The organism is Pseudomonas sp. UYIF39 (genome assembly GCF_029963765.1).
GTDB lineage: Bacteria > Pseudomonadota > Gammaproteobacteria > Pseudomonadales > Pseudomonadaceae > Aquipseudomonas.
Genome location: NZ_JALBYU010000047.1, coordinates 1 through 16,042, shown reverse-complemented (window position 1 = coordinate 16,042; position 16,042 = coordinate 1). Strand labels below are relative to the sequence as shown.

Genomic DNA, 16,042 nt, shown 5'->3' with positions numbered 1-16,042 from the left:
CAGTCTGGCGAGCATTCTCGCCTAAATGGGTGTCCGGAATCATTAGACCACTACAGATGGATCTTATCCACTGTTGTTCGCCTCCCTCCTCCCTTTCCTAGTCGCTATTTCTACAAATTACTGAGGGTTGGGAACAATTCTAAGCATTTTCTAATACTCCCTCATGACGAATGACATACCTCAGTATTAGTCGACAGCACTGACGCACTAAAAAATGCGGACTTACGTAGAAGTGCAGATTTATGCCAAACATTGCACTCTAGATCCAAGGCAGCATAGAAGATTACTAAGTAGGGATGACAGACATAACTAGCAAGGGCTACTCCCATATGCGCCCCCTACTCAGAAACAGTTCACGACCAGGACGGCTATAAACGTACGGTTAAAATTGCATTGACTACCTAACAACAATTTATCGGCCACGGTGATTAAGAATGACCAGATATGAACTTCGCAAAGTCGACTTTAGTCTTTTGATTATTTTCGAAACTTTGATGCAAGAGCACAGCCTCACTCGCGCTGGTGAGAAACTGTCTATGTGTCAATCAGCTATAAGTGTTGCCGTTAGCCGACTGCGTGAACTTTTCGATGATCCACTCTTTGTTCGATTGGGAAAAACGTTGGAGCCTACTATCAGAGCAACAGAAATACTGCAAAACCTGACGCCAGTTATAGACACCATGGCAGCAGTGTTGCGCAACGCCAACGACTTTGACCCAGAGACCAGTTCACCTGTTTTTAAAACTGGCTTTTCAGGTGACTTGGTTAACGTTGCCTTCAACTCAAGTCACTCATCATTTATGTGAAATAAGAGCACCTTGGCGGACGACACCTTAAACACAAGGTTCTGAACCCTTGAAATGCATCTATAGGAAGGGCTTATGCAGAGCATTGCATATCGGTCTTGGACGCTATCAAGCAAACGGCAGAAGATTGCCACACACAAAACGCAACACCAACTAGCAACTCAAACCTCGTAATCCGATAGGAGAAACACAATGACACAGTCCCACGCTTACAAAGACACCAGCCTCGAACTGACCGCCAAAATCCTGGACGCTAAAGCTCGCAAAAAGCTGTCTTTTGAAGATATGGCAGAAGGCACTGGCCTAGGCCTGGCATACGTCACCGCAGCTCTGCTCGGTCAACACCCGCTTCCTGAAGCCGCAGCAAAAGTGATCGGCGAAAAACTCGATCTGGATGCCGACGCAGTAGCTCGTCTGCAAATCATCCCACTGCGCGGCAGTCTGAATGGCGTTCCGACGGACCCAACAGTTTATCGCTTCTACGAAATGATCCAGATCTATGGCACAACCCTTAAAGCCCTGGTACACGAACAATTCGGCGACGGCATCATCAGCGCGATCAACTTCAAGCTGAATATGAAGAAAGTTGAAGATCCAGAAGGTGGTCATCGTGCAGTAATCACGCTCGACGGTAAGTTCCTGCCACTGCGTCCTTTCTAAGGATACAAATGGAACTGTAATTCGGCCCGCAGCCTTGCGGGCCTGCTTCAAACTTCTTACTCGGGTTCTACTCATCACCAAAGATTGGAGGATTCACCATGAAAAATATTCTGCTTCTCGCATTATCGCTGACAGCCTCTTTTTCGGCATTTGCACAAGATGTAGCCACCACGACTGACGTCGTACATTATAAATATGGTATGCATTTGGATATTGCCAAAGTAATCCACATTACCGAAGCGGCACCTATATGCGCCCCAACACCAGTACAAATGACGTACCAAGACTCTCAAGGGCAAACGCATACGTTGGAATACAGCATCATAGGTGGCGGCTGCACCAATTAATCATAACCTTCAACTCTCCGACTTAGGCAGGATCAAATCATGAAGGCACTAATTGAAGGCTTTTTGAAATTTCAAAATGAAGTTTTTCCACAACGCACTGATTTGTTCAAGCATTTGGCAACGACGCAACACCCAGGTACGCTTTTCATCACTTGCTCCGATAGCCGCGTAGTGCCCGAGCTGCTGACCCAACAAGAACCCGGTGAACTGTTCGTGATCCGAAACGCGGGGAACATCGTGCCGTCCTACAGCCCCCATCCCGGCGGTGTGTCGGCCACGGTAGAATACGCTGTCGCCGTGCTGGGCGTGACCGATATCGTGATCTGCGGCCATTCGGACTGCGGCGCCATGACCGCCGTTGCCAAGTGTAAATGCATGGATCACCTGCCTGCGGTCGCAGGCTGGTTGCAGCATTCGGAATCGGCGAAAGTCATCAATGAGTCGCGGTCTCACGCCGATGATGCGGCTAAAGTCAGCTCGATGGTGCGTGAGAACGTCATTGCCCAACTGGCCAACATCCAGACCCACCCAAGTGTGCGTCTAGCGCAGGAAAAAGGCCTGCTCAATTTGCATGGCTGGGTGTACGACATCGAAACCGGCTCTATAGACGCTCTGGACGCAGACAACCGCACCTTCAAGTCCTTGGTAAATCATCCATCTACCTGTGCTGTGCATGCGCGCACTCTGGCAGTGGCGTGATCCGGAACGTGTTGAGATGTTCATCCGACTAGCAGTTAGCATCTCATCACACCGTTTCACAGCTCTTAACTCGTTACGAAACCGTCGGCTGCTCATAATCTCAACTGACTGACACTCGCTTGAGATCAAAGCTGCTGAGTTTGCAGCTTTTCCAATGCCATCAGTCACCGACTTGGGTTTAGTGGATAGCCGACAGACCAGGGGCAATCCGATTCACTGTTGTCAGCAGAAATGGGGGCGTACTTTGAGTAGTGAAATCCGCATCCCGATTTCGCCAGCCGAAACTATTCAGGCTTACGGCACACCTACGACAGCAACTCGGGAAGGTAAGCTGAGTTATTTGCCAGTGGCGATGTTCGGCGCGGTTATGGGGCTGACCGGTTTATCGTCAGCTTGGAAATTCGCAGACAGCCTCTATGGCTTGCCATCCTGGATTGCTAGTTTTTTCGGAGGTTTGGCGATCCTGGCTTTCCTCCTTGTGGGAATAGGCTATTCGATCAAGGCAGCCACGGGGTTGAAAGCTGTCAAGGCCGAATTCCAACATCCCATCGCTGGCAACCTGTTTGGAACATTATTCATCAGTCTCCTCCTGATTCCGAACCCGGTCTCCATTTACAGCTTATCCGTAGCGCGGTGGATATGGGCAATCGGAACGCTGGGCATGATCCTTTTTGCCTGGGTGATCATTTCTCGTTGGCTCGGAGAGCAACAGCAGACAGAGCACGCTACTCCAGCCTGGATCATTCCCATGGTCGGGTTGATAAACATACCCATAGCAGTACCCACCTTAGAGATCCACGGTCAGAACGAATTATTGATGTTCTCGCTTGCCATCGGGTTCTTCTTCGCTATGCCATTATTCACTTTGATTATGTCGAGATTGATATTCGAAAAGCCTCTAATCCCTTCGCTTCAGCCTTCCCTGATGATTTTAATTGCACCTTTCGCCGTTGGTTTTTCAGCTTACGTAAATGTTGTTGGAGAAATAGATCGATTTGCTACTGCCCTTTATATGCTGACTATTTTTTTTCTATCTGTGATGATTGGTCGCCTACGTTATTTGGCGATCATCTGCCCTTTTCGCCTGTCTTGGTGGTCCGTGAGTTTTCCTCTCGCCTCCGCTTCAGTGTGCACACTGCGCTACGCAGAATACTCCCCCAATCTCTTTACACATTCGGTGGCAATTGCATTGTTGGTAGGCGTGACATTGCTTCTGCTCGCAATGTTTGTAAAGACCATCGCGAACCTTTTGAAAGGCAATTTGAAGCTACTTATTGGTTAATAAGACTGTTATGTCTCCATACCAATAGCAAGCCAAGCATTTAACTTCGCGCACTGACTCTTCCGTAAGCACAACCCCACTTCCGACTCTACGCCAGTGGATTAACCAGCTATTTATAAAAAATAAGTATACCCCGAATGTAATAATGGGTTTCCGTGTCTCCGTTTTTTATTTTCAACACCTTCACATTTCGTAGACTGCAATGTCGATCACGACAGCGCCAGGAATGCGGCGCATTACAGAGTTTCTAAAGCTAAGCGCGTTGGGAATTAACTGACCAACGGACCAAACCAAGTTGGGTCTGCGACCGTAACCAGCTTACGTTATTCAGATTCACACGTTAACGGAGACCCGCCATTACCCCACAACTCAATGAAGCACTTAAAAAAGCACAAACGCTGTGTGAAACCATGAATAATGTGCGATGCGCTATCGCAACTATTCCACCACACGACACTAATTGAAACTCATTCCATTCAGTAGCACAAACAAATACGAACAGTATATTCATTTCATATAACAGCTCGGCCATTACGCCCTCTTAATATTGGACTACATCCGACACTCACACTAGTCTTTAATAAAAATACGGTTCAGCACACCACCAGAGGGGTAACAGACAATGAAAGCGCTCATCGAAGGTTTCATCAAATTCCAGAAAGAAGTATTTCCACAAAGAACGGATCTTTTTAAATATCTCGCTACCACGCAAACGCCTGAAACGTTATTCATTACGTGTTCTGATAGTCGAGTTATCCCAGAAATGCTCACGCAGCAGGAACCGGGTGAGCTGTTCGTAATACGTAATGCGGGAAATATTGTTCCCTCCTACGGGCCGCAGCCAGGTGGTGTGACAGCTACCGTCGAATACGCCGTTGCGGTGCTCGGAGTGTCCGACATCGTTATTTGTGGGCATTCAGATTGCGGGGCGATGACCGCGGTTTCGAGTGGGAAACCCATCAACCATTTACCAGCTGTTGCTGCTTGGATGAGCTATGCAGAATCCGCAAAAGTGATCAATTCCGCTCGTACCTTTACATCCGACAAAGATCGCATTTGTTCGATGGTCCGCGAAAATGTCATCGCTCAACTCTCCAACTTACGAACACACCCGAGCGTAAGACTTGCCTTGGAGCAAAAAAAGCTGAACCTGCATGGTTGGGTTTACGACATTGAATCTGGATCAATCGAGGCACTTGATGGCACAACTAATAAATTTGTTTCGCTAGTGGACTTCCCAGAAACAAAAGCCTAAAGACAGATTGAGTGAGAGTAGTTTTTAAAAAGTAACCAACCAAATATTAGAGGCTAATAACTCAACCTTTTGAGTGCATATAATTATCGGACCATTAAGATTTGGAGTGATTATTATGTCTGAATCGGAAACCCGCCCACCGCTTCCGCCGTTTGACCGTGAGTCTGCAACTCTCAAAGTTCGTCTTGCAGAGGATGGTTGGAATAGCCGTAACGCTGAAAAAATTTCGCTGGCTTACACCCCAAGCACGAAATGGCGTAATCGAGTGGACTTTGCAGCAAATCGGGAGGAAGCAGCTGCATTCCTGACTCGAAAATGGAACAAGGAGCTGGAGTATCGGCTCATCAAAGAGTTATGGGCTTTTACTGATAACCGAATCGCGGTGCGGTACGCCTATGAATGGCAAGACGACTCAGGAAATTGGTACCGCTCATATGGAAATGAAAACTGGGAGTTCGCAGACGATGGACTTATGGCTCATCGTTTTGCCTGCGTAAATGACATGCCAATCAAAGAGTCTGAGCGAAAATTTCGATGGCCATTAGGTAGGCGGCCAGACGAACACCCAAGTCTTTCCGATTTAGGCCTTTGAATTTAAACAGGTTTTAGTAGCTGAACATGTGTTCTATTTCTCACAACACTTATCTATAGGGAGGACTTATCCAATGGATTGCAAATGGGTCTTGGACGCTATCTGCGGTTCAGACGATGATTGTTTCACAGCAAAGCGACACCAACTCTTCACTATTAACCATACGAAATTGATCGGAGAAATACCATGGTCCAGTCCCACGCTTACAAAGATTCCAGCCTTGCCCTGACTACTGAAATTCTCGATGCCAAGGCCCGTAAAAACTTGTCATGGCAGGATATGGCCGACGGCACTGGCCTCGGCTTGGCATATGTCACGGCCGCCCTGCTTGGCCAACATCCTCTGCCCGAAAGTGCCGCTAAAGTTGTCGGTGAAAAGCTAGACCTGGATGCTGATGCGGTAGCCGCCCTGCAAATCATCCCGTTGCGCGGCAGCTTGAATGGCGTACCTACAGATCCGACGATCTATCGCTTCTACGAAATGATCCAGATCTACGGCACGACCCTAAAAGCCCTGGTTCACGAACAATTCGGTGACGGAATTATTAGCGCGATTAACTTCAAACTTGATATGAAGAAAGTTGAAGACCCAGAAGGCGGTCATCGTGCAGTAATCACCCTTGACGGTAAGTTCCTGCCACTGCGCCCTTTCTAAAAGCGCAACTCTCCCCTGGCATTCGGCCCGTATCCTATGCGGGCCTGTTTTAAACACTAATTAATCAATCTTAAATATCACCATTTCTAATTAGAGGATTCGTCTTGAGCCGAGTAATCATTCACTCCTCCACTTTTTACAGGATCAAATCATGAAAGCTCTTATTGATGGTCTTTTGAAATTTCAAAAGGAAGTGTTTCCACAAAGGACTGATTTGTTCAAGCATCTGGCCAAAACACAGAATCCAGGCACTTTGTTCATCAGTTGCTCTGACAGCCGTGTCGTACCTGAATTGCTTATGCAGCAGGAGCCCGGTGAGCTGTTCGTCATTCGCAACGCAGGCAACATTGTACCGTCCTACAGCCCGCAATCTGGTGGGGTATCAGCCACGATCGAATACGCCGTTGCTGTGTTGGGTGTGACCGATATCGTGATCTGCGGACACTCGGATTGCGGCGCCATGACAGCCGTTGCCAAGTGCAAATGCATGGACCATCTGCCTGCCGTCGCTGGCTGGCTACAACATGCCGAGTCGGCGAAAGTCATCAACGAATCTCGGCCTCACGCCAGTGAAGCAGCCAAGGTCAGTTCGATGGTTCGTGAGAACGTTATTGCCCAACTGGCCAACATCCAGACCCACCCAAGCGTACGTTTGGCTAACGAAAAGGGCCTACTGAATTTGCATGGCTGGGTGTACGACATCGAAACCGGATCGATAGACGCTCTGGATTCCGACAACCGCAGCTTCAAATCATTGGTAAAGCACCCTACTACCTGTGCTGTGCATGCGCGCGCTCAAGCCGCGGCATGAACTACTCTCAAATTTGAGGCACACCCAGGCACCAAACTTAGATATAGGAGCCAGCATGTCCAGAGAAACAACAATGGGTGCGGAAAGTGTCCTCCCTACCGCCGATGGGTTGCCTGAAAACGCTCGCCGACTTGCCGTATTTTCCCTCGCCATAGGTGTTGCCATGGCATCCCTTGACACGGCGATAGCCAACGTAGCTTTGCCAGCAATTGCTGAGCAATTAAACACAACACCCGCGTCATCAGTTTGGATCATCAACGTCTACCAATTGGCGATGGTAGCGACGCTATTACCGTTCGCTGCCCTTGGTGAAATCATCTGCTATCGCAGAGTTCTTCTTTTTGGACTTCTTTTATTCACGATTGCTTCCTTAGGCTGCGCACTTGCCTGGTCATTGCCATCACTGGTCACCGCTCGTCTTCTCCAAGGGGTCGGAGCTAGTGCCGTTATGGGCGTGAATACCGCCATGCTGAAAGCCATCTATCCAACAAAAATGTTGGGGCGAGGCTATGGGACCAACGCTCTCGTGGTCGCCGTCGCTTTTGCGATAGGGCCGACCATGTCATCTCTTATTTTGTCAGTCGCCAGTTGGCCATGGCTCTTCGCAATTAACGTCCCGCTTGGCCTGGTTGCATTTTTCCTCGGCCGTAAAGTACTGCCTGCCACTCACCGTGCAACGCACAAATTCGATGGATTAACCGCCCTTTACAACGTAGTGGCATTCAGTCTGTTGATATTGCTTTTCGGGGACGCGGCGCATCAAGCCAACGTTACAACGCTGCTGTTGGAGTTGGTTGGCGCAGCATTGTTTTTCGCGTTGTTACTGCATCGGCAGGCAGACCATAAAGCGCCAATGCTGCCAATCGACTTACTACGCCGCCCCATGTTCGCACTTTCAGTCGTAACGTCTGTCTGCACCTTCGCGGCTCAGGGACTAGCATTTGTTGCTCTGCCTTTTTACTTCTTTTCCACACTTGGTCGATCACCCGTTGAAACAGGATTTCTGATGACTCCTTGGGCAGTGATGGTCGCAATCATGGCCCCTATTGCTGGCAGATTGAGCGATCACTATTCACCTGGTGCTTTAGGAGGAATCGGCCTTGCGATATTGGCTGCTGGATTACTCGCCTTGGTGCTGATGCCTGATGCCCCGTCCACGATCAATATCAGTTGGCGCATGGCTATGTGCGGGGTTGGATTTGGTTTTTTCCAAGCGCCTAACCTCAAAGGTTTTATGGGTAGCGCTCCACCTCAACGTGCTGGTAGCGCTAGTGGGATGGTTGCTACTTCTCGGCTCATCGGACAATCCACCGGGGCGGCTTTGGTTGCCTACTGCTTCATGTTGTCGAGCGAACACGGAGCAATATTTGCACTGTGGGCTGCTGCTGCATTTGCGGGAGCCGCAAGCGTCGCAAGTTTCGGGCGGGTGGTCGCTGTACGAACTTGATCAACGATCGCTGTCATCGCACGATGAGCCCCATGGATAGGTCTGACGGGGGGCAAATATTTTACGCCTCATAAGTAGAACGCAGTGTGTGTTCTCGGAGAATACAAATGCTCGACCTGGCATTAAGCCAATGGCTGGACACGCACGCAGAGGGACTAGACTCAGGATCCTGTGATCCACAAAAAGTTTTGTCACAACTGGCGAAAGCCAACGTTTTACGTGTTGGAATCAGTCCTTTTTTAGGCGGTAGCGGTAAAAACTTGGCCGACGCGGTAGAAATTTTAGCCGCTGTAGCCAGCCATTCACTGACGGCAGCTTTTGTCCTTTGGGGTCAGCGCACATTCATCGAATATGTTCTGCAAAGCTCAAATTTTGCATTGCGCGAAAGGTTATTACCGTTCCTGCTCGATGGAAAACTGGCAGGTGCAACTGGCCTTTCCAATGCCATCAAATATCTGTCGGGGATTGAAGCTCTGCAAGTGCAAGGAAGCGCAACCGAAGCGGGCTGGGTCTTGAATGGAGGACTTCACTGGGTAACAAATTTGCGCAGAAGTGGATTCGTTGTTGCTGCGGCTGTAGAGAATACGCAAGGTGGTACGCCCTTCATTTTAGCTATTCCGGGCTCAACTACGGGCCTTCAGCGTTCAGAAGATTTGCAGTTGATGGGATTGCAATCCAGCAACACAGCTGCCCTAGATTTTGTACAGGCCGAGGTAGGGAGCGACTGGCTGCTGCATGAAGATGCGCACGCTTTTCTGCAATCAGCGCGACCAGCATTTCTCGGTTTGCAGTGTGGCATGTCCATTGGACTAGCCAGACGATCATTGCAGGAAGTGGAGGAACATTTGCAGCACGACCGCTCGATTCTATTAGAAACCTTGCTGAACCAACGCTGGCAATTGGAAGGGATGGTTAGCGAACTTAAACGTGGGTTACTGAACGGGCGTTTTCGGGAACAGCCCGCAGCTTTATTTTGCTTACGGATATCCTTTGCTGAGGCAGCTGCTAACGCTGTGCAATTGGAACTACAAGCGAGCGGTGGCAAAGCCTATCTGGATGAATATGGGATCGGATTCGCCCGACGTTGGCGTGAATCGGCGTTCATACCAGTTGTTACTCCGACGCTTGTCCAGCTTCGCGCTCAGCTGCAACGATAGCGAAGGTGAGTTGTTCCCCGATCGTCGCGTATTCTGATAAATCAGCAACGGACGTGCTGATATGCCGGTGGCAAGCAGGGGTGCTTCCTCAACCTTGATAAGTCAGACACCGCTGCCGATCCACACCAAAATCTCACTGATGCCATACCGAAGTATTAGGTCCGTATATTTTCTGACTACCTAGATAAGCCCTATGCACGAATGTGTTTCCGGCCCCTGGAAGATATTCTTTTTCCTAAGGTTTCGGAGGATTTCGTCATGAACATGCTGATTACGAACATCGCCAAAAGACTGTCATCGCTGAGGTATCTCACGTTCTTCAGATCTGCTCTGATTGACGTGAGCCTTGTGTCTTGCCTGAACAGCGAATCCCTCGGAACAGAATTGCATATCAGCGTTTCCGATAACGGTGCCTCACAAAACAACGGAAGCGCTGATGCGAGCGTTAGATTGATCGGCCAAGACATCGACTGGTTGCCAGCAGGATCGCACCTTGTCAGTCCACGTAAATTCTATGTGCATCATGGAATTTATCTTGGAAACGGCAAGGTCGCACACTATTCAGGACTGAGCGGATCACTGAGAGCGGGTCCTATTGAAGTCACCGACCTAGAACGATTTGCCAATGGTAGGTCCGCTTGGGTCTATCAGGAACAAACGGCTTTCACAAACGATGAAATCGTCGTGCGTGCACGCTCCAGGATTGGCGAGTCGCAGTACAAAATCTTCTCCAACAATTGTGAGCACTTCTGCAACTGGTGTATTACGGGTACCAGCCATAGCGCTCAAGTCGCTGAGTTCCTCCATTTCCCTTTCCGGCTGATAGGTCAGGTTTACGCTCAGGAACCTTGTCTGATCGCATAGCATAAGAATTGAATTCCACTCCAAACGAGGACTCTTTCGACCCACTGAATTATGACGATCAAAACGGCTATTTTATTGCGAACTGGCGCGCTTTTACGCCGGCGAACGGTTTTGCCTGCCGCAGTTTTACCGACTAAAATTGAGTTTATTGTCGGTGTCGAATTGCAGACCTAGCAGGCCAACTGATTTATGAAAATCATGACGGAACCGAAGGTAATTACTGAAACGTCCTCACGCACCCTTCTTTCTTCTTTGCAGCTTCAACGCTTAGGCGCAATAGCGCTTTCAAGCACCATATTCGTCGTCGACCTTGCCAGCTCAATCCATGTCGCCATAGCGGTGCTCTACGTGGCGGTGATTCTGATTTCCGTCAATATATTCCCCAAAAAGGGCGTTATCCTCGTTTCTCTTTTTTGCATCGGGTTGACGCTGATTGCATTTGTTTCACAACATGGTCTGGATTTTTATGACGATAGTTCTGCGCGACTTTTGGTCAGCCTTTCAGCGATTGGCATCACGACTCTTCTAGCTCTCAAAAACAAAGCGTTCAGTGATGAATTGCAGGAACAGGTGCGATTGCTTGCGCAAACGCATGACGCGATCATCGTACGCGACATGAACCACATCATCTCTACGTGGAGTGCCGGCGCCGAAACTCTTTACGGCTGGTCTAGAGAGCAAGCCATAGGTCAAGATTTCCGCGCCCTCTTGGCACCCCAGATAACGACATCCTGGGACGAGATGATGACCTCGTTGCTAGAAACGGGTCACTGGGAAGGAGAGGTAATCGAGCACTGTCGAGATGGGGCGTGCGTGACGGTTGTAAGCCGATGTTCGTTATCACGCGGAGACAATAACGAGCCCATAGCAATTCTTGCGACCCATAACGATATATCCGCGCGAAAGCAGGCAATAGACGCCCTGAAACGCAGCGAAGCGTTCCTTGCAGGAGCACAGTGGCTCAGTCGAACAGGAAGCATTGGCCTCAAAATCCCAAGCGGTGAAATGTACTGGTCGGACGAAGCGCGGCGCATATTTGAATTCGATATCGACGAGCAACCAATGCTGACCAGCGTCTTGAATCGAACCCATCCAGATGACCTCCATCTGGTTAAAGACGCGATCAAGCATGCATACCAAAAAGAATCCCGGATCAACGCGGAGTACCGACTTTTGATGGCCGACGGACGCGTCAAGCATCTGCAAATGCTAGCGCAGTTAATGGAAGATGGACGCGACGATTTCGAATATATCGGTGCGCTGATGGACGTCACTGACGCCAAAACTTCAGAGGAAGCACTGCATCGATCACAAGCCGAATTGGCTCACGTCACTCGGGTTGCCACCCTCGGAGAGCTTGCTGCATCCATCGCCCATGAGGTCAATCAGCCATTGGCCGCCGTCACGACCAATGGTACCGCCGGGTTGCGGTGGTTGAATCGAGACGTGCCTGACATAGGCGAGGTGCGCGGCGCGATTGAACGCATGGTGAGTGAAACTAATAGGGCAAGCGAAGTCATACGCCGTATCCGTGCAATGTCCCGGAAAGCACAGCCACAAAACGTTACGCTCAATTTTATTGAAATCATTGATGAGTCCGTAGCCCTGGTCGAGAGAGAACTCAAACGGAACAAAATTGTGCTAGACCTTAGCTATCTCAACGAGGCTGCCGAAGTCGACGGCGACCGAGTACAGTTACAGCAGGTCATCATCAATTTACTGATGAATGGCATGCAGGCAATGATCAACGCCAAAACAAAAAATCGAACCTTACGGTTGAGCCTAAAAAACTCAGCAATGGGCGAGGTGCTCGTTGAGATTAAGGACAGTGGCCCGGGAATTACGTCGGATCAAATGTCGAAATTGTTTGAAGCCTTCTACACCACCAAGGCCGAAGGTATGGGAATGGGACTCTCGATTTGCAAATCAATTATCGAAGCTCACGGTGGGCGCATATGGGCCACGTCTGATCACGGAGAAGGCGCGACATTCTATTTGTCCCTACCAGTTACCCAGAAGGAGCACGTGTGAGCCAAGATACTGCGTCCGAAACGCCAACTGACAATGGGCCCATCGTTTTCGTGGTTGATGACGAAGAGGCTGTACGCGTCGCACTGAGCAGCCTTTTTCGCTCAACGGACGTTCGAGTGGAAACCTTCGCCACCGCGGCAGAGTTCCTGCTGCGACCAGATCCGCAAGCTCCATGTTGCCTGGTGCTTGATGTACGCCTTCAGGGATCCAGTGGATTGGATTTTCAACGGCAATTGCTCGATGCGAATAATAATGTGCCCATCATCTTCATCACAGGACATGGCGACATCGCCATGACCGTCAAAGCGATGAAGGCCGGCGCGGTGGATTTTCTTGTCAAACCCTTCCGCGATCAGGATCTTCTGGATGCGGTGTCAGCAGCGCTCAGAACCGATGCGAAACGTAGGGAAATCGACAAACAGGATTCCGAGATGAATGCGTGCTACAGGTCTTTGACCCCTCGTGAGCGAGAGGTAATGGCATACGCGGTTAAGGGGTTAATGAACAAACAAATTGCGAGCGAGATTTGTTTGAGTGAAGTGACCGTGAAAATTCATCGTGGCCACGCGATGAAAAAGATGCAGGCGAAATCCTTTGCAGACCTGGTTCGGATGGCGGAAGCGTTAGGAATTGGCGTGAAACGCTGAGCTTAGTAATACCTGTGTGTTATTTCCTTAAATGGAATACGTCCCTAAAGTGGTAGCAGACGAGGAGTGCAGTTCGTACTCAATTTTGCTACCGGCCGGATTTAGGGTGATACCCAGTGAATAAAACCCCCATGATTTCCATTGTCGACGACGACAAATCTGGTCGCATAGCGTTGAGTAGTCTTGTGCGCTCGATGGGCTATGAGTCCTGCCTCTTCTCCTGTGCCGAAGATTTTCTTGCCTCCGCTGAACGCAGCGAGACTGACTGCTTGATCACTGATTTTCAGATGCCTGGAATGACCGGTCTGGATCTCCAGGGAAAGCTGGCCAGCGACGGACAGAATATTCCAATCATCTTCATCACCGCTTACCCTGAAGAGTCCGTGCGCAATCGTGCAACCGCGGCTGGAGCCGTATCCTTCCTTAGCAAGCCATTTGATGGCCAAGTGATCATTGACTGCATTGAGCAGATTTTCACTAGAGAATGAGCGATCTGATCTCGCACCAGTCCTATCCCTCCTCCCATTCCCATCACCTTGTTGACCCTATTTCCTCAACTCCCTTCTCCCCCTTTACCCGCAGTACCTAACGTAAACGTTGAAACACCCACCACCCTCATGACATTTTCACCACCCTCGTACACATACTTCTGTATTAGCTACTACCACTCAGGCGCTAAAAATTTCGATCTTATGTAGAAGTGTTTAAAAACACCGGAAGCCCTATTCTACATTCAAGCCATCGAACAAAGCGCTTCAGACTAAAACTAGAAATTCAGAAACTTCAGTTTTAGTTTGGGCCTACTTACTGCTCAATGACTCAACAGCATCGAGCGCCAGTTATCAGTATTTAAAAGGCTCTGCTGCATTAATTTTTCGCATGTTGAGGCTCATAGCCCAAACGGTGATGATGATGAACAGGAATGATCTTCGCAAAATCGACTTCAGCCTTCTGATCGTATTCGAAACTTTGATGCACGAACGCAATCTTACCCGCGCCGGAGAAAAACTGTTTCTCGGGCAGCCGTCCATCAGTGCTTCTCTGAATCGGCTTCGTCAATATTTCAATGACCCGCTTTTTATCCGCATGGGTAGATCGATGGAGCCGACGAGCCGAGCCTTTGAAATTCTTCAAAGCATCACTCCCGCATTGGACAACATGGTCGTCGCGCTCAGCCACGTCAGCGAGTTTGATCCCATGACCAGCAATGCTGTGTTCCGGATTGGCCTTTCGGATGATGTTGAATATTCGTTGCTGCCAGGGATGCTGCGTCAACTGCGCATGGAGGCTCCAGGAGTGACCTTTGTGGTACGCCGTACCGATCACTCGATAATGTCCGATCAACTATCCACTGGAGAAGTATCGCTTGGTGTATGTCACAGCCGCGAACTTCCGGCCAACGCAAAACGAAAATTTCTTCGTAGTATCTACCCGACTGTACTGAGTTCCCGTTCGATCTCTGGGACCTTCGACTTAGACGAGTACTGCAATCGCCCACACGTTTCTGTCTCTCTCAATGGCGAATTGACCGACACTATAGACCGGACGTTGAACACTATGGGTCGGCAGCGCCAGGTAGTGTTGGCTGTTCCCCAATACAGTGCCCTTAAGACACTTCTTGAAGACTCGGACATGATTGCAGTCGTACCGGAGTACGTTGCGTCAGCCATGACAAAGCAAGGCGGATTACGGATGGATCCGGTTCCAATGAGTATTCCTGCACTTGAGCTGTCGCTGGCCTGGAGTGGAACCCTGGACAACGACCCGGGAGAGCGCTGGCTCCGTTCCCGAGTCTGCCATCACCTCTCTGATAGAAGTGGCTCGGTCAGCGAAATAAGCGTTCGAAAAGCAGCTGCATAATGACTCGTAAATAATTAAGCATCTCATAATGAACTACGCACATACATTTCCATTAGTAATATTGACCTGAAGCACGCCCATAGGCAGGACCAATACTACGGATAGCATATCGATCTTGGACGTTATTGGCACACTGGATGATGATTGGCAAACACCTGAGCGATGCTTATTAACGATACCGATCAAAAGACTTTATTGGAGTTAACGTAATGAAACAATCTAGCGTTTACAACGAAGTTAGCATCGCTCTGATCACCGAAATCCTCCACGCCAAAGCCAGCAAAAGGCTGTCTTGGCAAGATTTAGCGGATGGCACTGGACTGGGCTTGGCTTACGTGACAGCGGCATTACTAGGTCAGCAACCCCTGCCCGAAAAGGCGGCCAAGTTGATTGGCGAGAAATTAGAGCTGGATACAGAAATGGTTGCTCTCCTGCAAGTCATTCCTCTAAGCGGACGCCTTATTGGAGTACCCCGTGAGCCACACATCAACCGCCTCGACGAGACGATCCAGATTTGCTGCTGCACGCTTAAAGCTCTCGCTGACGAACATGTGGCGGCCTGATTAAATCGACAAACTTTAAAGTTAATACGATGCATGTATAAGGCAGTCGGTGTAGCTTGAATACATTTGACTGTAAGCCTCCATCTAAAAACTGAATTTCTTAGACTGTAATTGTTTATGCGTTTCCACCCTGTGTATCTCCAGGGCTAACTTAGTTCTTCGAAAAATCTATTAACAGTATGCCCATATAATTGGAGATTATTCTCATGAAAAAAATTCTGTTTCTCGCCATGATTTCTACCGCCTCACTGTCGGCTTACGCACAACAAGCCACTGCATCACCTACTGTTGTTCCTTACAGTTATGGAATGTACCTAGTGTCCTGTCTCCGAAATAAGTTTCCAGCCTGAGCTATGCTTCTGTGGTC

At 49.3% G+C, this 16,042-nt stretch carries 16 protein-coding genes and 1 pseudogene; all 17 read left to right on the top strand.

Features of this window, described 5'->3' with window-relative positions; all coding sequences use genetic code 11:
* The first annotated feature begins 434 nt into the window (after positions 1–434).
* The gene (locus tag MO767_RS30110; RefSeq protein WP_282483501.1) at positions 435–806 is read left to right on the top strand and encodes a LysR family transcriptional regulator; all 372 of its coding nucleotides are present in this window, start codon (positions 435–437) and stop codon (positions 804–806) included.
* 192 nt (positions 807–998) lie between these two features.
* A complete protein-coding gene (gene cynS, locus MO767_RS30105; RefSeq protein ID WP_282483500.1) occupies positions 999–1,466 on the top strand; it encodes a cyanase in 468 nt (155 codons plus the stop codon).
* Between the two features lie 98 nt (positions 1,467–1,564).
* The gene (locus MO767_RS30100; protein ID WP_214377704.1) at positions 1,565–1,813 is read left to right on the top strand and encodes a DUF2790 domain-containing protein; all 249 of its coding nucleotides are present in this window, start codon (positions 1,565–1,567) and stop codon (positions 1,811–1,813) included.
* A 39-nt stretch (positions 1,814–1,852) separates the two neighbouring features.
* Complete coding sequence (locus tag MO767_RS30095; RefSeq protein WP_282483499.1) at positions 1,853–2,512, top strand: carbonic anhydrase; 660 nt, start codon at positions 1,853–1,855, stop codon at positions 2,510–2,512.
* A gap of 244 nt (positions 2,513–2,756) precedes the next feature.
* On the top strand, positions 2,757–3,794 hold the full coding sequence (locus MO767_RS30090; RefSeq protein WP_282483498.1) for an SLAC1 anion channel family protein: 1,038 nt from the start codon (positions 2,757–2,759) through the stop codon (positions 3,792–3,794).
* A gap of 622 nt (positions 3,795–4,416) precedes the next feature.
* The gene (locus MO767_RS30085) at positions 4,417–5,049 is read left to right on the top strand and encodes a carbonic anhydrase (RefSeq protein WP_282483497.1); all 633 of its coding nucleotides are present in this window, start codon (positions 4,417–4,419) and stop codon (positions 5,047–5,049) included.
* 115 nt (positions 5,050–5,164) lie between these two features.
* The gene (locus MO767_RS30080) at positions 5,165–5,641 is read left to right on the top strand and encodes a nuclear transport factor 2 family protein (RefSeq protein WP_282483496.1); all 477 of its coding nucleotides are present in this window, start codon (positions 5,165–5,167) and stop codon (positions 5,639–5,641) included.
* 186 nt (positions 5,642–5,827) lie between these two features.
* Positions 5,828–6,295: a cyanase gene (gene cynS, locus MO767_RS30075; protein ID WP_282483495.1), complete on the top strand. Its 468-nt coding sequence runs from the start codon at positions 5,828–5,830 to the stop codon at positions 6,293–6,295.
* A 151-nt stretch (positions 6,296–6,446) separates the two neighbouring features.
* Positions 6,447–7,106: a carbonic anhydrase gene (locus tag MO767_RS30070; protein ID WP_282483494.1), complete on the top strand. Its 660-nt coding sequence runs from the start codon at positions 6,447–6,449 to the stop codon at positions 7,104–7,106.
* 55 nt (positions 7,107–7,161) lie between these two features.
* Positions 7,162–8,553 carry an MFS transporter gene (locus MO767_RS30065; protein WP_282483493.1) on the top strand — a complete coding sequence of 464 codons (1,392 nt, stop codon included), beginning with the start codon at positions 7,162–7,164 and terminating at the stop codon, positions 8,551–8,553.
* Between the two features lie 107 nt (positions 8,554–8,660).
* The gene (locus tag MO767_RS30060) at positions 8,661–9,710 is read left to right on the top strand and encodes an acyl-CoA dehydrogenase family protein (RefSeq protein ID WP_282483492.1); all 1,050 of its coding nucleotides are present in this window, start codon (positions 8,661–8,663) and stop codon (positions 9,708–9,710) included.
* A gap of 258 nt (positions 9,711–9,968) precedes the next feature.
* Positions 9,969–10,574 carry a lecithin retinol acyltransferase family protein gene (locus tag MO767_RS30055; RefSeq protein ID WP_282483491.1) on the top strand — a complete coding sequence of 202 codons (606 nt, stop codon included), beginning with the start codon at positions 9,969–9,971 and terminating at the stop codon, positions 10,572–10,574.
* 189 nt (positions 10,575–10,763) lie between these two features.
* Positions 10,764–12,605, top strand: coding sequence for an ATP-binding protein (locus tag MO767_RS30050; protein ID WP_282483490.1), 1,842 nt, complete (start codon positions 10,764–10,766; stop codon positions 12,603–12,605).
* On the top strand, positions 12,602–13,252 hold the full coding sequence (locus tag MO767_RS30045; RefSeq protein ID WP_214377722.1) for a response regulator transcription factor: 651 nt from the start codon (positions 12,602–12,604) through the stop codon (positions 13,250–13,252). Before MO767_RS30050 ends, MO767_RS30045 begins: the two co-directional genes overlap by 4 nt.
* A 116-nt stretch (positions 13,253–13,368) precedes the next feature.
* Positions 13,369–13,740 carry a response regulator gene (locus MO767_RS30040; protein ID WP_282483489.1) on the top strand — a complete coding sequence of 124 codons (372 nt, stop codon included), beginning with the start codon at positions 13,369–13,371 and terminating at the stop codon, positions 13,738–13,740.
* Positions 13,741–14,164: 424 nt separating this feature from the next.
* Positions 14,165–15,112, top strand: a complete 948-nt coding sequence (locus tag MO767_RS30035) for a LysR family transcriptional regulator (protein ID WP_282483488.1) — start codon at positions 14,165–14,167, stop codon at positions 15,110–15,112.
* A gap of 209 nt (positions 15,113–15,321) precedes the next feature.
* Positions 15,322–15,701, top strand: a pseudogene (locus MO767_RS30030) (cyanate hydratase); the annotation flags it as partial.
* Positions 15,702–16,042: the final 341 nt, after the last annotated feature.